Source organism: Streptomyces sp. MMG1533, assembly GCF_001279775.1.
GTDB lineage: Bacteria > Actinomycetota > Actinomycetes > Streptomycetales > Streptomycetaceae > Streptomyces.
The window spans coordinates 1-21,556 of the sequence record NZ_LGDG01000231.1 but is presented as its reverse complement, the minus strand read 5'-3'; the positions used below and the strand labels follow the sequence as shown (position 1 = coordinate 21,556).

Here is a 21,556-nt window from a genome sequence, read left to right as displayed (position 1 = left end):
AGGGCCAGGGATCTCACGCGTCCCGGAACCGCTCCCCCTTCTCTGCCTTCTCCACCAGCAGCGCGGGCGGTGTGAACCGCTCCCCGTACCGCTCGGCCAGTTCACGCGCGCGTGCCACGAATCCCGGCAGGCCGCCCTCGTAGCCGTTGATGTATTGCAGGACGCCCCCCGTCCACCCCGGGAAGCCGATACCGAAGACGGAGCCGATGTTGGCGTCCGCGACGGACGTGAGCACGCCCTCCTCCAGCAGCCTGACCGTGTCGAGCGCCTCGGAGAAGAGCATGCGTTCCTGCATGTCACGGAAGGGGATCTCCGCGCCCTCACGCGTGAAGTGCTCCCGCAGTCCCGGCCACAGGCCGACCCGCCTGCCGTCCTCCCCGTACTCGTAGAAGCCCGCTCCCCCACTGCGGCCGGTGCGGCCGAACTCGTCGACCATGCGGTCGATGACGGCATCGGCGGGGTGGGACGCCCAGGTCCCGCCCGCTTCCTCCACCGCACGCTTCGTCTCGCCCCGGATCTTGCGCGGGAGGGTCAGCGTCAGCTCGTCCATCAGGGACAACACCTTGGCCGGGTAGCCGGACTGCGCCGCCGCCTGTTCGACCGACGCGGGCTCGATGCCCTCGCCGACCATCGCCACGCCCTCGTTGATGAAGTGCCCGATGACACGCGAGGTGAAGAAGCCGCGCGAGTCGTTGACGACGATCGGCGTCTTCTTGATCTGCCGGACCAGGTCGAAGGCGCGGGCGAGGGCCTCCTCGCCGGTGCGCTCGCCCTTGATGATCTCGACGAGCGGCATCTTGTCGACGGGCGAGAAGAAGTGCAGCCCGATGAAGTCGGCCTGGCGCTCCACGCCTTCGGCGAGGGCGGTGATGGGGAGGGTCGAGGTGTTGGAGCACAGCAGCGCGTCCGGCTCGACGAGGTGCTGGATCTCCTGGAACACCTTGTGCTTGAGCGAGGTGTCCTCGAAGACGGCCTCGATGACGGCGTCGCAGCCCGCGAGGTCGGAAGGGTCGGCCGTGGGCGTGATGCGGGCGAGCAGCGCGTCCGCCTTGTCCTGGGTCGTACGGCCCCGGGAGACGGCCTTGGCGCACAGCTTCTCGGAGTAGCCCTTGCCCTTGACGGCCGCTTCCGGGGAGACGTCCTTGAGGACGACGTCGATGCCCGCGCGGGCGCACGAGTAGGCGATGCCCGCACCCATCATTCCGGCGCCGAGGACGGCGACCTTGCGGACCGGACGCGGTTCGACGCCCTTGGGCCGGTTCGCGCCGGAGTTGACGGCCTGGAGGTCGAAGAAGAACGCCTGGATCATGTTCTTCGAGGTCTGCCCGGCGGCCAGTTCCACGAAGTAGCGGCCCTCGATGACCTGCGCGGTCTCGAAGTCGACCTGGGAGCTCTCGACCGCGGCCGCCAGGATGTTGCGCGGCGCCGGGTAGGGAGCGCCAGCCGTCTGCTTGCGCAGGGTGGCCGGGAACGCGGGCAGGTTCGCTGCGAACTTGGGGTTGGCGGGCGTACCGCCGGGGATCCGGTAACCCGGCCTGTCCCAGGGCTGCTGCGACTCGGGGTTGGCCTCGATGAAGGCGCGCGCCTTGGCGAGCAGTTCCTCCCGGTTGGCGGCCACGTCGTCGACCAGGCCGTTCTCCAGGGCGCGCCGCGGGCTGTACTGGGTGCCCTGGAGGAGCACCTTCAGCAGCGCGTCGGCGATGCCCAGCAGGCGTACGGTACGGACGACGCCGCCGCCTCCGGGGAGCAGGCCGAGGGTGACCTCGGGACAGCCGATCTTCGAGCCGGGGGCGTCGAGGGCGATGCGGTGGTGGCAGGCGAGGGCGATCTCGTAGCCGCCGCCCAGGGCCGCGCCGTTCATCGCGGCGACGACCGGCTTGCCGAGCGTCTCGATGCGGCGCAGATTGCGCTTGATGGCCATGCCGCCGTCGAACAGCTCCTGGGCGGTCTCGGGGGTGACGCGGATGAGGTCGCGCAGGTCACCGCCCGCGAAGAAGGTCTTCTTGGCGGAGGTGATGATGATGCCGCGGATGGTGTCCTTCTCGGCCTCCAGGCGGTCGGTGATCACCGCGAAGGAGTCGCGGAACGCCTGGTTCATGGTGTTCGCCGACTGGTCCGGGTCGTCGAGGACGAGGGTGACGACGCCGGTGCGGTCCTGTTCCCAGCGGATGGTGGTGCTCTGTGTCATGACAGGGTCTCCGTAGAGGTCTCTTGGATCCGGATTCCGCCGGGGATTCAGATGCGTTCGACGATCGTCGCGATGCCCATGCCGCCGCCGACGCACAGCGTGGCGAGGCCGTACCGCTTGTCCTGGCGCTCCAGTTCGTCGACGAGCGAGCCGAGGATCATGGCGCCGGTGGCGCCGAGCGGGTGGCCCAGCGCGATCGCGCCGCCGTTGACGTTGACCTTGTCGAGGGACAGGCCCATGTCGCGCACGAAGCGCAGGACGACCGCCGCGAAGGCCTCGTTGATCTCGACGAGGTCGATGTCGTCGATGGTCAGCCCGGCCTTCGCCAGGGCCTTTCGGGTGGCGGGCGCGGGGCCGGTGAGCATGATGGTGGGCTCGGAGCCGGAGACGGCGGCGGAGACGATCCGCGCGCGCGGGGTGAGTCCGTGGCGCTCGCCGACCTCCCGGGAGCCGATGGCGACCAGCGAGGCGCCGTCCACGATGCCGGAGGAGTTGCCCGCGTGGTGGACGTGGTCGATCTTCTCCACCCAGTGGTACTTCTGCAGGGCCACCGCGTCGAAGCCGCCGAGGTCGCCGATGTCCGCGAAGGACGGCTTCAGTTTGGCGAGGGAGTCGGCGGTGGTGCCCGGGCGCAGGTACTCGTCGTGGTCGAGGACGACCAGGCCGCTGCGGTCCTTGACCGGCACGACGGAGCGGTCGAAGCGGCCCTCCTTCCAGGCGGTCGCCGCGCGCTCCTGCGAGAGGGCCGCATACTCGTCGACGTCCCGCCGGGAGAAGCCCTCGATGGTGGCGATGAGGTCGGCGCCGATGCCCTGCGGCACGAAGTTGACGGCCAGGTTGGTCATCGGGTCGTTGAACCAGGCGCCGCCGTCCGAGGCCATCGGCACTCGCGACATCGACTCGACGCCGCCCGCGAGGACGAGGTCCTCCCAGCCGGAACGCACCTTGGCGGCGGCCATGTTGACGGCCTCCAGACCCGAGGCACAGAAGCGGTTCTCCTGGACGCCCGCCACCGTGTCCGGGAGCCCGGCGGCGACGGCGGCGATCCGGGCGATGTCGGAGCCCTGGTCGCCGACCGGGCCGACGACGCCGAGCACGATGTCGTCGATCGCCGCCGGGTCGAGGCCGGGGAAACGGTCGCGGATCTCGTGGATGAGTCCGACGACCAGGTCGATGGGCTTCGTGCCGTGCAGGGCGCCGTTCGCCTTGCCGCGGCCGCGCGGGGTGCGGATCGCGTCGTACACGTACGCTTCGGTGCTCACATCAAGCCTTTCGGGGAGGGTCAGCCCAGCAGGGAACGGCCGATGATCTCCTTCATGATCTCGGTGGTCCCGCCGTAGATGGTCTGGATGCGCCCGTCGGTGAAGGCCCGGGCGACGGGGTACTCGGTCATGTAGCCGTAGCCGCCGTGCAGTTGGAGACAGCGGTCGGCGGCGCGCTTCTGCAGTTCGGTCGCCCACCACTTGGCCATGGAGGCTTCCACGGCTCCGAGTCCGCCGCGGGAGTGCTCCTCGATGCAGCGGTCGAGGAAGGCGCGGGTGACGGCGCACTCGGTGGCCATCTCGGCTATCTCGAAGCGGATGTGCTGCTTGCTCGCCAAGGGCCGGCCGAAGGCCTCGCGCTCCTTGACGTACTCCGTGGTGATCTCCAGCAGGTGCTCGGCGGCGGCGATCGCGGCGACGGCGATGCTCAGGCGCTCCTGGGCGAGGTTCGTCATCAGGTGGACGAAGGCGCCGTTGAGCTCGCCGAGCAGGTTCTCCTTGGGCACACGCACGTCGTGGAAGAACAACTCGGCGGTGTCCTGGGCCTTCTGGCCGATCTTGTCGAGGTTGCGGCCGCGCTCGAAGCCCTGCATACCGCGTTCGACGACGAGGAGGGACAGGCCGTGGGCTCCGCCCTCCGGAGTCGTCTTCGCCACGACGATCACCAGGTCGGCCAGGATCCCGTTGGAGATGAACGTCTTGGAGCCGTTGAGCAGCCAGTGGTCGCCCCGGTCCTCGGCGTGGGTGCGGATGCCCTGGAGGTCGGAGCCGGCGCCGGGCTCGGTCATGGCGATGGCCGTGATCAGCGTGCCGTCGCAGAAGCCGGGCAGCCAGCGCCGCTTCTGCTCCTCGGTGGCCAGGCCGGTCAGATACGGCCCGATGATGTCGTTGTGCAGGCCGAGGGCGAGCCCCGGGGCACCCGCGCGCGTGAACTCCTCGGCGAGGACGGCGCTGTAGCGGAAGTCGGCGCTGCCGCCGCCTCCGTACTCCTCGTCGACGGCCGGCCCGAGCAGCCCCTGTTTGCCGGCCGCCCGCCACGCGTCGCGGGAGACGATGCCGTCCTTCTCCCACTGTTCGTAGTACGGCAGCACCTCCCTGGCCAGGAAGCTGCGCACGGTCTCGCGGAAGGCGTCGTGCTCGGGGGCGAAGATCTGCCGCTTCATGCGAGGCCCTTCATCAGGTCGGGTACGTCCCAGTCGCGGGCCACGTCCGCGGTGTCGGCGCCCGGCAGGGCGGGGCCGGTGCGGACCTTGGTCGGGGTCGCGGAGAAGCGGGGCGCGGGCGCGGGCTGGGTGATGCCGCCGTGGTCGGTGAAGGTGCCGCGGGCGGCGAGGTGCGGGTGGTGCGGGGCCTCGCGCAGGGACAGTACGGGTGCCACACAGGCGTCGGACCCCTCGAAGACGGCCGTCCACTCCTCACGGGTGCGGGATTGGAAGCGAGCGGCCACCGCCTCGCGCAGCTCGCCCCAGCGGGTCCAGTCCTTGCGGGCGTCGGCATGGTCCTGGAGGCCGAGCAGGTTCAGGAACTCCTCGTAGAACTGCGGCTCCAGGGCGCCCACCGCCATGTACCTCCCGTCGGCGGTCTCGTAGGTCCCGTAGTAGGGGCAGCCGCCGTCGAGGAGATTGGCGCCGCGCCGGTCCTGCCAGCCCCCGGCGGCGAGCATGCCGTGGATCATCGCGGAGAGGTGGGCGGTGCCGTCGACGATGGCGGCGTCGACGACCTGCCCGGTGCCGGTCGCACGGGCGTGGTGCAGGGCGGCGAGGACGCCGACGACCAGATAGAGGGAGCCGCCCGCGTAGTCACCGAGCAGGTTGGCCGGGACGGCGGGCGGCCGGGAGGGCTCGCCGATCATGCCGAGGGTGCCGGTGAGCGCGATGTACGCGATGTCGTGGCCGGCGCGCGGGGCGAGGGGGCCCTGCTGCCCCCAGCCGGTCATCCGGCCGTAGACGAGCTTCGGGTTGCGGGCGTGGCAGTCCGCGGGGCCGACGCCGAGGCGCTCGGCGACGTCGGGGCGGTAGCCCTCGATCAGGACGTCCGCGCGGGCGGCGAGGTCGAGGACGCGGGCGGGGCCGTCGGGTGCCTTCAGGTCGACGATCACCGAGCGCTTGTTGCGGTTGGTGACGTCGAACTCCGGGTCGATGGCGAGCCCGGCTCCGCCGGGCCGGTCCACGCGGACGACGTCGGCGCCCAGGTCGGCGAGGAGCATGGCGGCGAACGGGCCGGGCCCGATGCCGGCCAGCTCGACCACGCGTACGCCGGAGAGCGGGCCCGGCCCTGGCGTGGGCCCTGGCGTCGGCTCTGGCGTCGTTGCCATTCAGCCCCCATAGGTATGACACAACTGATGTAACACCAGTGATGCTAAGAACGCGTTCCACTCGGCACAAGACCCGGAGAGCAAGCGCTTAGTCGGATTGTGCCCCGCCGACCGGCTCAGCGTGCGTCCAGCTCCGCTATCAGCCGCTTCGGCGCAATCGTGCGGTAGCTCTCCTCCACCCAGTCGCACAGCAGATCCGGGGCCGGGGCGCCCTGCGGCTCCAGCGGGAGGCGCACCCAACCGGACCTGCCCAGGCCGTACCCGGCGGGTTCGGCACCGGGGCAGGTCAGCGCGTGGGCGTGGGCGGCCTCGTCCTTGAGCTTCACCGTGACGCCCAGCGGGTAGCTGCCGTCGTCGACGCCGAGGAAGACGAACACCTTCTTGTTGACCTTGGCAACGGACTCACCCCAGGGGAACTCCTCCGTGGCACCCGGCATCCCGAGGGCGAACTCGCGCACTTTCTCCCACTTCCTCAGGGCGTTCTCGGCCACGGCCACCTGCATACCTCCGGCCTCCTCGTCGGGCTCCGCACTCCTCACGCTAGCCTCGGCCACCGACAACGGCGCGTGCGGCGGAATCCGAGAGGTGTCATGAGCAGGCTGAACAGGACGGACCGTCCCTACGACATCGTGCTCTTCGGAGCCACCGGCTTCGTGGGGACGCTCACCGCGGAGTATCTGGCCCAGCACGCTCCCGAGGGGCTGCGCTGGGCGATCGCGGGCCGCAACGAGGAGAAGCTTCACCGGCTGCGGGAGGCGCTGCCCGGCGGCGCGAAGGCCGGGGTGTTGAGGGCCGACGTGTCGGATCCGGCCTCGCTGCGCGAACTCGCCGAGCACGCGCGCGTGGTGGCCACCACGGTCGGCCCCTATGTGACCTACGGGGAGGAACTCGTCGCCGCCTGCGCGGACACCGGCACGGACTATCTGGACCTCACCGGTGAGCCGGAGTTCGTGGACCTGATGTACGTCCGCCACGACGCACGCGCGCGTGAGACGGGCGCCCGGCTGGTGCACGCGTGCGGTTTCGACTCGGTGCCGCACGACCTGGGGGCGTACTTCACGGTCCGGCAGCTCCCGGAGGGCGTGCCCCTGACGGTCGACGGCTTCGTGACCGTGGACGCGACGCTCTCGGGCGGCACGTTCGCCTCGGCGCTGAACCAGTTCGCGCGCGGCCGGCAGATGCTGGCCGCCGCCCGGGACCGCGGTCGGCACGAGCCCCGTCTCGTGGGCCGGCGAGCCTCCGCACGGACCGGCGCGCCACGGTTCGCACCGGAGGTCGGTGCCTGGGCGCTGCCCCTGCCGACGATCGACGCGCAGATCGTCCGCAGGTCCGCGCAGGCGCTGGAGCGGTACGGCCCCGACTTCCGCTATCGCGAGTACGCCGCGGTACGGCATCTGCCGGCCGCGCTGGGCGGGGTCGCGGCCGTGGGCGCGCTGTTCGCCGCCGCCCAACTGCCGCCCGCGCGGCGCTGGTTGTCCGACCGGCTCAAGCCCGGGGAGGGGCCCGGCCCCGAGAAGCGTGCGAAGAGCTGGTTCCGGGTCCGCTTCGTCGGCGAGGGCGGCGGCCGGCGGGTGTACACCGAGGTGTCGGGCGGCGACCCGGGATACGACGAGACGGCGAAGATGTTCGCCGAGTCGGCGCTGTCCCTGGCCTTCGACGACCTCCCGCCGACCGCCGGTCAGGTCACGACCGCGGTCGCGATGGGCAACGCGCTGACCGAGCGGCTGCAGCGGGCCGGGATCACCTTCCGAGTGGCCCGGAGCCGGTGAGCCCGCCCTACAGCGGCCACTGGGCGACGGTGTAGATCATCCCGACGATCCAGGCGAGCCCCGCGAGGGTGGCGAGGATCAGCGCGGCCATCACGGCACGCTCGACGGGCCGGTCGGGGTCGGCGAGGGGCTTCGGGGAACGGTGCGAAGTCATGCGGCACAGCCTGCCGAGCGGGCGGTCGGCGCCACATCCGTACAAGTACTCAGACGACGTACTCAGACGACGTATTCAGGCGAGGTACACAGGCGAGGTACACAGAGAGCAGCGGTCTCCAACCGGCAGCCGGCGGAGAGCAGAGGTCTCGACCGGCAGCCGGCGCATCGAGTGGCCGCCGCCGCTCAGGGGGTCGCGTCCCGCAGCGCCCTGCGGCACAGGGAGTCGGACCTGCGGGTCGTCTCCGGCAGGCGGTACTCGGGGGTCAGCGCCAGGGTGTGAGCGCAGGCGTTGTCGAGACTCACCCGGTGGCCGACCGAGACGAAGACCGGCTTGACCGCCTCCCGGGTGCGCAGGGCGCGGCCGACCTCCTCGGCGCCGGCGAGGAGGGGGGCCGTGCTGCCGCGCGGGGTGTCGGGGTCGTCGTAGGTGAAGGTGAAGGGGTTCTTTGCGACGCCGATCGTGGGCAGGCCGGTGAGGACGCCGAGGTGGCTGGCGAGGCCGAAACGGCGCGGGTGGGCGAGGCCGTAGCCGTCGCAGACGACCAGGCCGGGCGGGCAGGGCAGGGCGTCGAGGGCCGCGAGGACCGTGGGGATCTCTCGGAAGGCCAGCAGGCCGGGCACGTACGGGAAGGAGATCCGGCCGACGGCCGTGGCCTCGGCGACGACGTCGAGGGTCGCCGCGTCCAGCACCACGGCGGCGGCCGCGACCACGTCGTGCTCGTCGTCGTAGGCCACGTCGACACCGGTCACGTGGCCCGTGCCGGGCGGCGGCCCCGGCTCGTCGAGCACCACTCGCCCGCGCAACTCGTCCTGGACCGCGCGGGCCTGCTCCTCGGTAGCGGGCCAGCCGGGGGGAATTCTTACCGTCGTCATGATGGGACGAGCCTACGGGCCGTCACCCCGGCGGCGTAGCCTCGTGATCATGTTCGTACTGGAGCTGACCTACACCGCCCCGCTCGATGCCGTCGACGCCGTGCTCCGGGCGCATGTCGCCTGGCTCGACGCGCAGTACGCGCAGGGCGTCTTCCTCGCGTCCGGGCCCAAGAGCCCCCGCGACGGCGGGGTGATCCTCGCCGTCGCGGGGGACCGCGCGCGGATCGAGGAGATCACCGCGGGCGACCCCTTCGTCACCGCCGGGGTGTGCGAGTACCGCATCACCGAGTTCACCGCGACGAAGACGGCACCGGACCTGGAGCGGTACCGGCAGACGCCCTCCTAGGCTCAGCTCTTGTTCCCCAGCGCCCGCTGCAGCTGGCTCTTGTTCATGTCCGAACGGCCCTGGATGCCGCGCCGCTTGGCCTCCTCGTAGAGCTGGTCGTACGTGGGCCCTTGGGAACCCTTCCCGGACCGTTGGCCGCCCCGCTTGCCCGACGACATGTCCTGGGTCGAGGTGCGGCCGGCGGTCTTGGACTCGCCGGACCGGGCGCGTTCCTTGTTCACCGTCCGCGCGGCGATCTCCTTGGCGCGGCCGGTGCTCTCGCCCCGGTCCTCGGCGCTCTCCTTGATGTGCTCGTACTGGCGCTCGCGCTTGGGGCTCGAACCACGTGGCATGTCCGCTCACTCCTCTCACGATCGGTGAACGGGTACCCGCTTTCCGGACCCATGCGCCACACCGAGCGCCCTCAGCCCTCCAGACGGGCGACGCGCCCCTGCTCGCCGGCCGCCCAGCAGCCCAGGTCGGGAGTGCAGTCGACGGTGTCGTACGAGCCCGTGTCCACCGTCCGCCAGGTGCGCCCCCCGTCGGTCGTCAGATCCGTGCCGGTGGGTCCGACCGCGAGAGCGGCCGTACGGCTGTACGGGAGCCAGGCGACGCCCGAGCGGTAGGCGGGCGGCGGCTCGGCGGCGGGCTGCCAGCCGCGGCCGCCGTCGGCGGTGCGTGCCGCCGGAGCGGTGGACGTCTGGTCGGGCCGGTAGTCACCGCCGACCGCCAGACCGTGCGTGCGGTCGCGGAAGGCGAGGGCGAAGACTCCGCGGGCCGGGTCGCCCGCCGGGATCGGCGTGTCGGAGGCCGTCCAGGTCAGCCCCCGGTCGGAGGAGTGCAGCACACGCGCGCGTGCCGCCCCGCCGGTGGCCAGCCAGACGTCCCGCGGGCCGGCGGAGACCAGGCACTGGCCGCTCGCCGCGAACCCGGCCTCGCCGTCCAGCGCGGCCGGCATGCCGGCGCCGGGCAGCACCTTCCAGGAGCGGCCGCCGTCGCTGGTCGACAGGATGCGGAACCTCCCGTCCACGGGGTCGCTCATCGCCAGGCCGTGGCGGCGGTCGAAGAAGGTGAGGCAGTCGTAGAAGGCCCGCGCGTCGGTGTTGCGGAAGGACTCGGTCCAGGTCTCGCCGCCGTCGTCGGTGCGGTAGACGCGGGACGCTTCGCCCTCGCCGATGGCCAGCACCACCGCGCGCCGCGCGTCGAACGCCTCGATGTCCCGGAACTGCAGCTCGCCGGCGCCGGGCGGCGAGACGTTCCGCCAGTTCGCCCCGCCGTCCGTGGTGCGCAGGACGGTGCCCTGGGTGCCGGACACCCAGGCGGTGTCCCGGCCGACGGCCGCGAGTCCCCGGAACCGCACAGCGGAACTGCCGGTGTCCTTGAGTTCCCAGTGCGGTGTCCGCTGCCCGGACTCCTGCGCCTGTGCGGGTACGGCGGTCAGGGCGGCCAGTGCCGCCGCGCACGCCACCCCCGCGCTCACCGCTCGCCTCGTCCGTCCCGGCCGTCTCGTGCGTCGCGTGATCCCCAAGCGCCTCATGGCGGGCGAAGCTAGCCCACCGCCCGGGTGCCGTCCAGAGGGCCCCGGCGGCCCTCCTCGGCCCGCCGTGCTCGCCACAACTGTCTTTCACACCCCCAGAAGAAGTACCTGGCCACTTCCGTGAATGAAGACGGTGACAGAGGTCACTCGACATCGGTGTGCACGGATTGACTCATTCCGGCGTCTCTTCCAGTGCCCGGCCTCACCCCCGGATGTCCGTCCCGCCGTCGTAAGGGAGCAAGGCGTTGTCCATCGTCATCGAGCAGCCCGTCGAGGCCCGACTCGTCGCCGCCGCGCCGCGGATGCCGAGCATTCCCGCCACGCTGCACTACGACCGGCGTGACCCGTTCGCCGTCCGCATGACCTTCCCGGCCCCGGCCACCCTGGAGGGCGTGGAGGTCTGCTGGACCTTCAGCCGCGAACTCCTCACGGCCGGTCTCCAGGAGCCCGAGGGCCACGGCGACGTGCGGGTGCGGCCGTACGGGTACGACCGCACCGTCCTGGAGTTCCACGCCCCCGAGGGCACCGCGGTCGTGCACGTCCGCTCGGGCGAGCTGCGCCGGTTCCTGGAGGCGACCGGCGAACTGGTTCCGGTGGGTCTGGAGCATCTCCAGCTCGACCTGGACCACGACCTTGCGGAGCTGATGCGGGACGCCTGCTGAGCCCGACCGCGTTCACCGGCCCGGAGACGTGTTGAGCTCGCCGTAGTCGAGCCCGTCCGCCGGCGCGTCGTACGTCCCCGCGCCCAGCGGTTCCCGGGCGGCCCGGCGGACCAGGGCGTGCGCGGCCGGCTCTGCGACGGGCAGGGCACCGGGGCCGGCCATCGCGTTCAGCGGAGCGTCCACGCCGTCGGCGAGCTGTTTCACGGTCTCCGGGTCGACGGCCCCGGGGGCGAAGATCCCGTCGGCGCCCGCGGCGAGGAAGGCGGCGGCGCGCTCCAGGGTGAGGTCCACTCCCCCGGCGCCCCGCAGGAACGTGTCGATCCGGGCGTGCACGAACTGCGGCACGTCCTGCGCGTCCGCGGCCTCGCGGGTGGCAGCGGTCCAGCATGTCGCCGTCCGCCGTCCGCCGTCCGCCGTCCGCCGTGCCCAGGCCCCAGGGCCCGGGCGAGACCCGCGCCGGTCGTCGCCACCGCGGCGGCACCCGCGTCCTCGACGATGCGCGCGCTCGCGGTGTCCCAGGCGTTCGGCAGGACGAGCGGGCTGCCCGGCACGTGCGGGGACAGGAATCCGGCATGGAGGTGAGGCGGCTCAGTTGGCGGCGGACGCAGCCGCCCTCGCCGTCCACACCTCCCGGACGGCCGTCCGCAGCACCGGGGCCGCAGCCCCGCAGCGCTCGGTGAGCTCTTCGAGGCGCCCCCGGTGCTGCCCGCCGTCGGCCAGTACCCCCGCGGCCCCCGCCAACACCGCGAGGGCCGCGTCCCGCTCGGAGACCTCCGCGACCGGAACCGGCCCCAGCAGAACCGCCCGTGCCTCCTCGCGCAGCGCGTCCACCACGGCCACGCGCTCCAAGGCGTACTCCACGGTCGGGAAGACCCCGAGGACCCGCCGCTTCTCGGCACGCAGTTGGCCCCCGGCCGCCAGTTGCTCCCGTACGGCGTCCAGGGTGATCCGCGCCCGCAGGGTCACCCAGGTCCGCCACCGGTGCGGCCGGGACTCCCGGACCAGCTCGAGAAGGCCGTCGAGGACGGGGTCCCCCGTCTCGGAGTCGAGGTCGGCCGGCGTGGCGACGCCCTCCTCGTCGACGAGCAGTCCGCGCCGGGCCAGCTCGACGAGGGCGCCGGCCCGGACCAGAGGGGGCAGCCGGTCGGCGCCGGTGACGTCCGTCTCCGCGCTGTCCCAGGCCAGCAGGCACAGCCTGGCCGGGAGCGAGAGTGAGCCATGGGGCACGGGGTCTCCTTCGGACGGTGGGATCAAGGCTCAGTTAATTCGTTGACAGCCCGCAAGGCCGCTCATACGTTGTACAGCGGTCCTGTTGCCGTCGATTGGAGAAGGACGTTGCTCGTCTGAGGTCCTGAGACACCACGTCACACACATGAGGTGTGTGCGCTGCGTGCGACCTCGGCGTTCGAGCCGTCCTCCGGAACAGGGCTTTCTTCATGCTCCCGGGGCCTGTCTCCCCTCGGTCGCAGGTGTCTCGATACGCGTTTGCCCCCGACCGGCTCAAGCAACCGCGGAGACCCCGTATGTCTACTTCCATCACCTGTACATCCCTCGCCTTCGCCTGGCCCGACGGCACCCACGTCTTCGAAGGCCTCGACGTGGCGTTCGGCCCCGGCCGCACCGGCCTCGTCGGCGTCAACGGGTCGGGAAAGTCCACCCTGTTGAAGCTGATCGCCGGAGAACTCACCCCGGCCGACGGCACCGTCCGCGTCGCGGGCGAGGTCGGTTGCCTCCCGCAGAACGTCACCCTCGACACCCACTTGAGGGTCGACGAGGCGCTCGGCATCGCCGCACAGCGGGCCGCGCTGCACGCCATCGAGGCGGGCGACGCGGCCGAGGAGCACTTCGAGACGATCGGCGACGACTGGGACGTGGAGGAGCGCGCACTGGCCACCCTCGGCGAACTCGGGCTCGACCACATCGAGTTGGACCGCACGATCGGTGAGGTGTCGGGCGGCGAGTCGGTGCTCCTGCGTCTGGCCGCACTGCTGTTGCGTCGGCCGGACGTCCTGCTGCTCGACGAGCCCACGAACAACCTGGACCTGTACGCACGCAGGCGGCTGTACTCGGCCGTCGCGTCCTGGCCGGGCGTCATGGTCGTGGTCAGCCACGACCGCGAACTCCTGGAACTGGTCGACCAGATCGCCGATCTGCACTCCGGGGAGGTCACCTGGTACGGCGGCAACTTCTCCGCCTACGAGGAGGCCCTCGCCACCGAACAGGAGGCCGCCGAGCGGATGGTGCGGGTCGCCGAGTCCGATCTGAAGAAGCAGAAGCGCGAACTGGCGGATGCCCAGGTCAAGTTGGCCCGGCGCAAACGCTACGGGCAGAAGATGTGGGACCAGAAGCGCGAGCCGAAGATCGTCATGGGGGCGCGCAAGCGCGCGGCACAGGAGTCCGCGGGCAAGCACCGCATCATGCACGAGGAGCGGCTGGCCCAGGCCAGGGAACGGCTCGACGAGGCGGAGGAGGCCGTACGGGACGACGACGAGATCCGCGTCGACCTGCCGTACACGGCCGTACCACCGGGCCGTACCGTCCTCACCCTCCAGGATCTGGAACTGGCGTACGGCGCACGCGTGGCGGGCGGCCTCGACCTGCGCGGTCCGGAGCGGATCGCGCTGATCGGGCGCAACGGCGCGGGCAAGACGACGCTGTTGCGCACGATCGCCGGGGAGTTGGAGCCGGTCTCCGGCGAGGCGAAGGCCCATGTCCCCCTTCGCTTCCTGCCGCAGCGGCTCGACGTGCTCGACGGCGAGCTGACCGTCGCCGAGAACGTGGCCGGGTTCGCTCCGGCCGCGACCAACAACCGGGTCCGGGCGCGGCTGGCCCGCTTCCTGTTCCGGGGTGCCCGTGCCGACCAGAAGGCGGCCACGCTGTCCGGCGGCGAACGCTTCCGGGCGGCACTGGCGGCGCTGATGCTGGCCGAGCCCGCGCCGCAGCTGCTGATGCTGGACGAGCCGACGAACAACCTCGACATGGCGAGCGTGCGGCAGCTGACGACGGCCCTGGAGTCGTACGAGGGAGCGCTGATCGTGGCCAGTCACGACCTGCCGTTCCTGGAGGGCATCGGCGTCACGCGCTGGCTGCTCCTCGACGGAGAACTCAAGGAAATCACGCCAGAAGCTGTCGGGTATCCCGCCTAGCGTCGGGTGCATGCCCGATTTCATCACCCTCACCGGAGCCCGGGAGAACAACCTCAAGGACGTCACCCTCCGCATCCCGAAAGGCCGGCTGACCGTGTTCACCGGCGTTTCGGGATCGGGGAAGTCGTCGGTCGTCTTCGACACGATCGCGGTCGAGTCGCAGCGTCAGCTGGCCGAGACGTTCACCTGGTTCGTGCGCAACCGGCTGCCCAAGTACGAGCGACCGCACGCGGACGCGCTGGAGGGCCTGACGCCCGCGATCGTCGTCGACCAGCGGCCGATCGGGGGCCACTCCAGGTCCACGGTCGGCACGATGACCGACGTCTACTCGGTGCTCCGGGTGCTGTTCTCCCGGCACGGCACGCCGAGCGCCGGACCGGCTACCGCCTACTCGTTCAACGACCCGGCGGGCATGTGCCCGGAGTGCGACGGCCTCGGCCGGACGGTACGCCCCGACTGGGACCGCATCCTCGACACGGGCCGCTCGCTCGCCGACGGTGCGGTGCGCTTCCCGCCGTTCGCCGCGGGGACCTGGCAGGGGCAGGCGTACACCAACACCGACGAGCTCGACCCCGACAGGCCGGTCGGCGAATTCACGGCCGCCGAGCGGGAGTTCCTGATGCGCGGCCGCCCCGGCAGCAAGGTCACCGTCAACGGCACGGGCGGCACCTGGACCACCGAGTACGAGGGCCTCGCCGACCGCTTCGAGCGGCTGTACCTCAAGCGCGACCTGTCCGCCATGAGCCAGAAGACCCGTGACCTGGTAGGGGAGTTCCTGGCGGAGGGTGTCTGCCCGGCCTGCGCCGGCGCCCGCCTCAACCGGGCCGCCCTCGCCACCCGGATCGGTGGCCGGAACATCGCCGACTGCACACACATGCAGGTCGGCGACCTGATCGGGGTACTGAAGGAGATCGACGCCCCGGTCGCCCGGCCGATCGCCGGGGCCGCCGTCGCCGCCCTCGAACGCATCGACGCGATCGGCCTCGGCTACCTCAGCCTCGACCGCGAGACCTCCACCCTGTCCGGCGGCGAGGGCCAACGGCTGAAAACCGTACGGCACTTGGGCTCCAGCCTGACCGGGATGACGTACATCTTCGACGAACCGAGCGTCGGCCTGCACCCGCGGGACGTGGGCCGGCTCGGCGACCTGCTGCTGCGGCTGCGCGACAAGGGCAACACCGTGCTGGTCGTCGAACACGACCCCGACGTCATCGCGCTGGCCGACCATGTCGTCGACATGGGGCCGGGGGCCGGTGCCGAGGGCGGACGGGTGGTGTTCGAGGGGACGCCGCAGGAGTTGCGTGAGGCGGGCACGCCGACCGGGCGGTGCCTGCGCCGCCGTACGACACTGAAGGAGCACGTGCGGGACGCCACCGGCGGGCTGTGGGTCAAGGGTGCCGACCGGCACAACCTGCGGGACGTGACCGTCGAGTTCCCGACCGGGGTGCTGACCGTGGTGACCGGGGTCGCCGGGTCCGGAAAGAGCACGCTGGTCGCGGAGTTCACCGCCGCCCACCCCGACGCCGTGGTCGTCGACCAGTCGTCCATCGGGATCTCCGCGCGGTCCACTCCGGCGACGTACATCGGGATCATGGACACGGTACGGAAGATCTTCGCGCGCGAGACGGGAGTCGAGCCGGGGTTCTTCAGCTTCAACTCGACGGGTGCGTGCGCCACTTGCGAAGGCCGCGGGATCATCTACACCGACCTCGCGTTCATGGACCCGGTGACGACGACCTGCCACGACTGCGAGGGGCGGCGCTTCAGGGACGAGGTGCTGCGGCTGGCCGTCGACGGCAACTCGGTCGCGGACGTACTGGAGATGACGGCCGATCAGGCCCTGGAGTTCTTCGACGACTCCGGTGTACGGCGCCGGCTGCGCGCGCTGCGGGACGTCGGCCTCACCTACCTCACGCTCGGCCAACCGCTCTCCACACTGTCCGGCGGTGAGCGGCAGCGCCTCAAGCTGGCGACGCGGCTGCACCGGACGGGGGCTGTGTACGTCCTCGACGAGCCGACGACCGGACTGCACATGTCGGACGTGGACGGGCTGCTCGGCCTGCTGGACCGGCTGGTCGACGCGGGGAACACGGTCGTGGTCGTGGAACACAACCTGGACGTGGTGGCGCACGGCGACCGGGTCATCGACCTCGGGCCGGACGGGGGCCGGGACGGCGGCCGGGTGATCTTCGAAGGGACCCCGCGCGAGCTCCTGTCCGCCCGGGGCTCCCGCACGGCGGAGCATCTCAGGAGGGCCACAGCCTGACACCGAGGGTTTTGCCCACGTGCACCGGCCCTGCATGATGGCGGGCAGGCCACAATCCTGTCCCACCCGATCCGGAGATCCCCTCGTGCCCAGCAAGAAGGCCCTCGTCCGCCGCCCCAGCCCCCGCCTCGCCGAAGGTCTGGTGACGCACATCGAGCGCGAGAAGGTCGACGTCGACCTCGCGCTCGAACAGTGGGAGGCGTATGTCGAGGCCCTGCGCACACACGGCTGGGAGACCATCGAGGTGGATCCGGAGGACGACTGCCCCGACTCGGTCTTCGTCGAGGACACCGTCGTCATGTACAAGAACGTCGCGCTGATCACCCGGCCCGGCGCCGAGTCCCGGCGCGAGGAGACCATCGGGGTCGAGGAGGCCGTGGCCCGCCTGGGCTGCTCGGTCAACTGGATCTGGGAGCCGGGCACGCTGGACGGCGGCGACGTGCTGAAGGTCGGCGACACCATCTACGTCGGCCGGGGCGGCCGCACCAACGCGGCGGGGGTCCAGCAGCTGCGGGCCGCCTTCGAGCCGCTCGGGGCACGGATCGTGGCCGTGCCGGTGAGCAAGGTGCTGCATCTGAAGACCGCGGTCACCGCACTGCCCGACGGGACCGTCCTCGGACGCATCCCGCAACTGGACGCACCCTCGCTGTTCCCGCGCTTCCTGCCGGTGCCGGAGGAGTCCGGGGCGCATGTGGTGCTGCTCGGCGGCGCCGAGCTGCTGATGGCGGCGAGCGCGCCGAAGACCGCCGAACTGCTCGGGGACCTCGGCCACGAGCCCGTCCTGGTCGACATCAGCGAGTTCGAGAAGCTCGAAGGCTGTGTGACATGCCTCTCGGTGCGGATGCGGGAGCTGTATGCATGAGCGGGTGAGCGCCTCACGTTTCCGGCCCTGGACCTGCGCTTCCGGGGCCGTTTGTCATGCCAGGGCAACACCGCTGATCAGGGATCTTTACACCGACCTTAACCTACGGTCTCGTAACCTACGGATACGTAGCCTACGATTCCGTAGGTACCGGCTCGGCACCGCTCGCCGGCTGCCCTCGTATCTGTTCCGCGTCCCCCTGGAGTACCCGTGACGATCACTTCCCCTCACCTCGGCAGCCCGTCCTCCGCCTGGACCGACGCCCGCCTGCTGTATGCGCTGGAGGAAGTCGTCGAGCAGGAGCTCAACCGGCACTTGAAGGTCGCCAAGGACTGGATGCCGCACGAGTATGTCCCGTGGAGCGACGGCCGCAACTTCCCGGGCATCTTCGAGGACGGCGAGGCGTGGGACAAGGAGCAGTCCAAGGTCACCGAGCTCGGCCGGATCGCGCTGGTGGTCAACCTTCTCACGGAGGACAACCTCCCCAGCTACCACCACGAGATCGCCAGCCTCTTCGGCCGTGACGGCGCCTGGGGCACCTGGGTGCACCGCTGGACCGCGGAGGAGGGCCGGCACGGCATCGTGATGCGCGACTACCTGCTCGCCTCGCGCGCGGTCGACCCGGACAAGCTGGAGCAGTTCCGGATGGCCCACATGGCCGAAGGCTTCGAGTCGGACAACCGCCACTCGATGCTGCACTCGGTGGCCTACGTCGCCTTCCAGGAGCTCGCGACCCGCGTCTCGCACCGCAACACCGGCCACCAGTCCGGGGACCCGGTCTGCGACCGCATGCTGGCGCGCATCGCGACCGACGAGAACCTGCACATGGTCTTCTACCGCAACCTGCTGAAGGCGGCCTTCGACCTGGCGCCCGACCTCACGATGCAGGCGGTGCGCGACGTGATCGTGAACTTCCGGATGCCCGGCCACGGCATGCCCGGCTTCGAGCGGGCCGCCGCGCAGATGGCGATCGGCGAGGTCTACAACATGCGCATCCACCACGACGACGTCCTCCAGCCCGTGCTGCGCTTCCTGAAGGTCCTGGAGATCGACGGCCTCGGCCCCGAGGGTCTCAAGGCCCAGGAGGAACTCGGCCTGTACATGGGCGGCCTGGACGCGGAGGCGTCGAAGTTCGACGAGAAGCTGGCCGCGCGCAAGGCGCGGATGGCGGCCCGCGCGGCCGGCTGACAGCCACTGCCGTCCAGGGGGGGGCGGGGCGACTGGATTCGAACCAGCGTGTTCCGGTTCTGGAGACCGGCGCGCCTGCCTCTGCGCTACGACCCCGCCCTTGATCTCAGACTAGCCCTCCGGCTGTTGCCGGGGGGCTGTTCTGTGCACGCTGCGTACGGCTGCCACGTCGGCCGGGACCTCCGGGGCCGGGACGTGGGCGCTGAGGGCGTCCAGGCGGCGTTTGACGCTGGTGGCGATGCCCCGGCCGAGGACGAAGCGGGTGGCTGTGGTGGCGTGGGGTGCGGTGTCGAGGAGGCGGTGGGCCTCGCGGCTGCGCATGCCGGTGTGGGTGAGGACGAGGTGGGTGAGGCGGTGGTCGGTGGCCGCCAGGGCCTCCGCGATCGTCCCGGCGGCCGACACGTCGATGCGGTTGTCGGTCGCACCGAGGACCGCCGCCGCCCGGACCCGGCCGAGGTCGAGCAGGGTCACACCGGCCGTGGTCGCCGCCGCCACCAGCCGGGCCGCGGCCTGCGGACCGATGCCGTTGCCGGCTACGGACAGGCGGACGAGTCGTCCGTAAGGTGCCCGCTCCAGGGCGTGGGAGAGATGGTCGGCGCCCACGTCGCCCAACCCGGCCGCGGAGACGTACAGTTCGTCGATCGCCCCGGCCTCGATCACTGCGGCGAGCGGTTCCGCCCCGGCTGTACCCAGCGGGTTGCCGCCGACGAAGAGCCGTTCGACACGACGCCCGTTGCCGGTGGCCGCGAGGAGCGCGTCGGCGAGGACGGCGACGCCCGCCGCGTCGAGGCCGGTCTGGACGAGGTCGAGGGTGCGCAACGACCGGGCCGACTCGACGAGTTCGGCCGCGGCCCGGCCTCCCCCGCGGCCCAACGGGTTGCGCTTCAGCCAGACGCCGGTGACGACCTGCGGGGAGGCGCGCAGCTGGTCGGCGATCCGGCAGGCGCCGCCCGCGGTGATGTTGTTGCAGCCGAGGTAGAGCGTCTCGACGCCGGTGTTCGCGCCGGCCACTACGTCGGCACCCGCGTCGCCGAGTCCGTCCGTGCCGAGCAGCAAGTGCCGTACGGGAGACGGGCCTTGGGAGAGCGCTTCGGCGACCAGGGCTGCGCCCTCGGCACCCAGTCCCTGCTTGCACAGGTCGAGGCGGCCGTCGGGGAGAGCCGTACCGGCCGTGAAGTCCAGGCGTTCCCCGGCCGGGCGGCCCGCCCGCAACCAGTCCAGCAGCGGGGCGAGTTCGAAGGGCGGGCGCGGCACGACGGGCGGGACACCGGCAAAGCCCGTCACGGGTCGGTCGCTCACCACTGCGCCTCCCGGTAGTCCTTGAGGAACACCCCGGACACGGGGTCCCCGGCCTCGCCGCGCACGATCGGGTCGTACACGCGGGCCGCGCCGTCCACGATGTCCAGTGGCGTACGGAAGCCCGCGCCCGCCATCCGGGCCTTCTTCGGCGCCGGGTTCTCGTCGGTGATCCAGCCGGTGTCGACGGCGCACATGTGCACGCCCTGCTCGGCGAGTTCGGCGGCGCTGGTCCGGGTGAGCATGTTGAGGGCGGCCTTGGCCATGTTGGTGTGCGGGTGGCCGGCCATCTTGTTGCGGACGGCGAACCGGCCCTCCACGGCGGTCACGTTGACCACGTACCGGCGCGGGTGCGGCGAGGCGAGCAGCAGGGGCAGCAGCCGGTCGCACAGCAGGGCCGGGGCCAGTGCGTTGACCAGCTGGGTCTCCAGGACCTCGGCCGGGTCGAGGGCGCCGAGCCGGGCCGACCAGGAGTTCTCCGGGGACGGGTCGGGCAGCAGTCCGGCCTCGTCGGCCTCGCGCAGCGCGACCGGCAGGGACGCGGCACCGCCGCCCAGCATGCGCATCGGCGTGAAGCCGGGCGCGTGACGTGCGTCCTCGGGCAGCGCGTCGTACTCCCCTGCCGCGAGCAGCGCGTACGACTCTGGCGGGCGGCGCACGGTCTGCGCGGCGTTGTTGACGAGGACGTCCAGCGGCTCGCCCTCCTGCCGCAACTCCTCGCACAGGCCCAGCACTTGGCGTGGGTCGCGCAGATCGACGGCGAGGACGGTCAGCCGGTCCAGCCACTTCTCGCTGCCCGGCTCGGCCCGGAAACGGCGCACGGTGTCGTGCGGGAAGCGCGAGGTGACCAGCAGCTGGGCGCCGTCGCGCAGCATCATCAGCGCCAGCTGGAAGCCGATCTTCACCCGGCCGCCGGTGAGGAGCACCCGGCGTCCGCCGAGGTCGGTGCTCAGGGCGCGGCGGGCCGTGTTGTCGGCGGCGCAGCGCGGGCACAGGCGGTGGTAGAAGGAATCGACCTGCCGGTAGGGCGACTTGCAGACGTAGCAGGTGCGCGGCTTGCGGAAGAGTCCGCCGGTACCCGCCGCGCCCAGTGGGGCGTCCTCGCGCCGGTCGGGCGCGCCGGTCGCGGTCGCGGCCATCACCTCGGCGTCGGCGGCGGACAGTTCGGCGCCCCGGGCCTTGCGGCGGCGCAGGCGTCCGTCCCTCGCGAAGGAGGCGGCGGCCTGCTCCGCGTGCAGGCGTACGGGGTCGTCGACGGGCAGCGCCCGTAGCCTGGCGACCGTACGGTGGAAGGCGGCCAACTCCTCCTCGCCGAGTGCGTCACGCATGTGTCCCCGCCCGTCCGGTGCCGTGCCGTGGTGGGCCGGGCCGGATTCGAACCGGCGTTTCCGCCCTGACAAGGCGGTGCGCCTGCCTCTGCGCTACCGACCCACCTGCGCGGGCCCGGACGACCGGATTCGAACCGGCGTATCCGCCTGAGCAAGGCGGTGCGACTGCCTCTGCGCTACGCCCGGCCGCGCCCCCGGATCCTAACCGCGCCCCCATCGGCGCGTCGCACGGTTTTACGGGCGGCCAGGGCGAGTGAGACGGACCGGACGTCGTCGTCGGACAGGGCCTAGAAGGCTGATGAAGATCTTGGGGTTCTGGCCCTGCCGCGTGAGCGGCAGGGCCAGACTCGTTGTGTGGCGATGGGTGAGTGGGTCGGCGAGATG

20 protein-coding genes, 3 tRNA genes and 1 pseudogene are annotated in these 21,556 nt (G+C 71.7%); 7 read left to right on the top strand and 17 right to left on the bottom strand.

The genetic code is table 11. The features are described from left to right. Nucleotides 1-13: 13 nt before the first annotated feature. The 5 genes from ADK57_RS28860 to ADK57_RS28840 form a co-directional block, all read right to left on the bottom strand. The gene (locus ADK57_RS28860) at nucleotides 14-2,188 is read right to left on the bottom strand and encodes a 3-hydroxyacyl-CoA dehydrogenase NAD-binding domain-containing protein (RefSeq protein WP_053752533.1); all 2,175 of its coding nucleotides are present in this window, start codon (nucleotides 2,186-2,188) and stop codon (nucleotides 14-16) included. A gap of 47 nt (nucleotides 2,189-2,235) precedes the next feature. Beyond that, nucleotides 2,236-3,450: an acetyl-CoA C-acetyltransferase gene (locus ADK57_RS28855; protein WP_053752532.1), complete on the bottom strand. Its 1,215-nt coding sequence runs from the start codon at nucleotides 3,448-3,450 to the stop codon at nucleotides 2,236-2,238. Between the two features lie 20 nt (nucleotides 3,451-3,470). Continuing rightward, on the bottom strand, nucleotides 3,471-4,613 hold the full coding sequence (locus tag ADK57_RS28850) for an acyl-CoA dehydrogenase family protein (RefSeq protein WP_053752531.1): 1,143 nt from the start codon (nucleotides 4,611-4,613) through the stop codon (nucleotides 3,471-3,473). Next, complete coding sequence (locus ADK57_RS28845; RefSeq protein ID WP_078973396.1) at nucleotides 4,610-5,764, bottom strand: CaiB/BaiF CoA transferase family protein; 1,155 nt, start codon at nucleotides 5,762-5,764, stop codon at nucleotides 4,610-4,612. The genes ADK57_RS28850 and ADK57_RS28845 overlap by 4 nt, the downstream gene beginning before the upstream one ends. A gap of 116 nt (nucleotides 5,765-5,880) precedes the next feature. Further along, on the bottom strand, nucleotides 5,881-6,261 hold the full coding sequence (locus ADK57_RS28840; RefSeq protein WP_053752575.1) for an MmcQ/YjbR family DNA-binding protein: 381 nt from the start codon (nucleotides 6,259-6,261) through the stop codon (nucleotides 5,881-5,883). Nucleotides 6,262-6,354: 93 nt separating this feature from the next. On the opposite strand from ADK57_RS28840, the gene ADK57_RS28835 reads away from it, so the two are divergent. Next, the gene (locus ADK57_RS28835) at nucleotides 6,355-7,533 is read left to right on the top strand and encodes a saccharopine dehydrogenase family protein (protein WP_053752529.1); all 1,179 of its coding nucleotides are present in this window, start codon (nucleotides 6,355-6,357) and stop codon (nucleotides 7,531-7,533) included. A 7-nt stretch (nucleotides 7,534-7,540) separates the two neighbouring features. Here ADK57_RS28835 and mmpA read toward each other — a convergent pair whose 3' ends face one another. Beyond that, nucleotides 7,541-7,687 (bottom strand): morphogenic membrane protein MmpA, encoded by a 147-nt coding sequence (gene mmpA / locus ADK57_RS50615; protein WP_199830705.1) that lies wholly within the window; start codon nucleotides 7,685-7,687, stop codon nucleotides 7,541-7,543. A 185-nt stretch (nucleotides 7,688-7,872) separates the two neighbouring features. Continuing rightward, nucleotides 7,873-8,562, bottom strand: a complete 690-nt coding sequence (locus ADK57_RS28830; RefSeq protein WP_053752528.1) for an endonuclease V — start codon at nucleotides 8,560-8,562, stop codon at nucleotides 7,873-7,875. A gap of 49 nt (nucleotides 8,563-8,611) precedes the next feature. Between ADK57_RS28830 and ADK57_RS28825 the strand changes: the two genes are divergently transcribed. Continuing rightward, nucleotides 8,612-8,908, top strand: coding sequence for a YciI family protein (locus ADK57_RS28825; protein WP_053752574.1), 297 nt, complete (start codon nucleotides 8,612-8,614; stop codon nucleotides 8,906-8,908). A gap of 2 nt (nucleotides 8,909-8,910) precedes the next feature. On the opposite strand, the gene ADK57_RS28820 is transcribed toward ADK57_RS28825, so the two are convergent. Continuing rightward, nucleotides 8,911-9,240, bottom strand: coding sequence for a hypothetical protein (locus ADK57_RS28820; RefSeq protein ID WP_053752527.1), 330 nt, complete (start codon nucleotides 9,238-9,240; stop codon nucleotides 8,911-8,913). Nucleotides 9,241-9,311: 71 nt separating this feature from the next. Further along, on the bottom strand, nucleotides 9,312-10,424 hold the full coding sequence (locus ADK57_RS28815; protein WP_234390452.1) for a WD40/YVTN/BNR-like repeat-containing protein: 1,113 nt from the start codon (nucleotides 10,422-10,424) through the stop codon (nucleotides 9,312-9,314). A gap of 245 nt (nucleotides 10,425-10,669) precedes the next feature. Here ADK57_RS28815 and ADK57_RS28810 point away from each other — a divergent pair, with 245 nt between their 5' ends. Beyond that, a complete protein-coding gene (locus ADK57_RS28810; RefSeq protein WP_053752525.1) occupies nucleotides 10,670-11,086 on the top strand; it encodes an SsgA family sporulation/cell division regulator in 417 nt (138 codons plus the stop codon). Between the two features lie 12 nt (nucleotides 11,087-11,098). On the opposite strand, the gene ADK57_RS52285 is transcribed toward ADK57_RS28810, so the two are convergent. From ADK57_RS52285 to ADK57_RS28800, 3 genes and pseudogenes are all read right to left on the bottom strand, one after another. After that, the gene (locus tag ADK57_RS52285; protein ID WP_324612212.1) at nucleotides 11,099-11,431 is read right to left on the bottom strand and encodes an isocitrate lyase/phosphoenolpyruvate mutase family protein; all 333 of its coding nucleotides are present in this window, start codon (nucleotides 11,429-11,431) and stop codon (nucleotides 11,099-11,101) included. Between the two features lie 140 nt (nucleotides 11,432-11,571). Beyond that, nucleotides 11,572-11,637, bottom strand: a pseudogene (locus tag ADK57_RS52280) (hypothetical protein); the annotation flags it as partial. Between the two features lie 37 nt (nucleotides 11,638-11,674). Beyond that, complete coding sequence (locus ADK57_RS28800) at nucleotides 11,675-12,313, bottom strand: GOLPH3/VPS74 family protein (protein ID WP_053752524.1); 639 nt, start codon at nucleotides 12,311-12,313, stop codon at nucleotides 11,675-11,677. Between the two features lie 296 nt (nucleotides 12,314-12,609). Between ADK57_RS28800 and ADK57_RS28795 the strand changes: the two genes are divergently transcribed. From ADK57_RS28795 to ADK57_RS28780, 4 genes are all read left to right on the top strand, one after another. Next, a complete protein-coding gene (locus ADK57_RS28795) occupies nucleotides 12,610-14,232 on the top strand; it encodes an ABC-F family ATP-binding cassette domain-containing protein (RefSeq protein WP_053752523.1) in 1,623 nt (540 codons plus the stop codon). Nucleotides 14,233-14,242: 10 nt separating this feature from the next. Then, complete coding sequence (locus tag ADK57_RS28790; RefSeq protein ID WP_053752522.1) at nucleotides 14,243-16,498, top strand: ATP-binding cassette domain-containing protein; 2,256 nt, start codon at nucleotides 14,243-14,245, stop codon at nucleotides 16,496-16,498. An 85-nt stretch (nucleotides 16,499-16,583) separates the two neighbouring features. Beyond that, the gene (ddaH, locus tag ADK57_RS28785; protein ID WP_053752521.1) at nucleotides 16,584-17,360 is read left to right on the top strand and encodes a dimethylargininase; all 777 of its coding nucleotides are present in this window, start codon (nucleotides 16,584-16,586) and stop codon (nucleotides 17,358-17,360) included. A gap of 210 nt (nucleotides 17,361-17,570) precedes the next feature. Next, nucleotides 17,571-18,548, top strand: a complete 978-nt coding sequence (locus ADK57_RS28780) for an acyl-ACP desaturase (protein WP_053752520.1) — start codon at nucleotides 17,571-17,573, stop codon at nucleotides 18,546-18,548. A 22-nt stretch (nucleotides 18,549-18,570) separates the two neighbouring features. On the opposite strand, the gene ADK57_RS28775 is transcribed toward ADK57_RS28780, so the two are convergent. The 5 genes from ADK57_RS28775 to ADK57_RS28755 form a co-directional block, all read right to left on the bottom strand. After that, nucleotides 18,571-18,646 (bottom strand) — tRNA-Trp (locus ADK57_RS28775). 13 nt (nucleotides 18,647-18,659) lie between these two features. Further along, nucleotides 18,660-19,847, bottom strand: a complete 1,188-nt coding sequence (locus tag ADK57_RS28770; RefSeq protein ID WP_053752573.1) for a ribonuclease inhibitor — start codon at nucleotides 19,845-19,847, stop codon at nucleotides 18,660-18,662. Further along, the gene (locus tag ADK57_RS28765) at nucleotides 19,844-21,172 is read right to left on the bottom strand and encodes an SDR family oxidoreductase (RefSeq protein ID WP_053752519.1); all 1,329 of its coding nucleotides are present in this window, start codon (nucleotides 21,170-21,172) and stop codon (nucleotides 19,844-19,846) included. Before ADK57_RS28765 ends, ADK57_RS28770 begins: the two co-directional genes overlap by 4 nt. Nucleotides 21,173-21,200: 28 nt before the next feature. Then, nucleotides 21,201-21,275: transfer RNA gene (locus ADK57_RS28760), tRNA-Asp, on the bottom strand. Nucleotides 21,276-21,286: 11 nt separating this feature from the next. Further along, a tRNA-Ser gene (locus tag ADK57_RS28755) sits at nucleotides 21,287-21,358 on the bottom strand. Nucleotides 21,359-21,556: the final 198 nt, after the last annotated feature.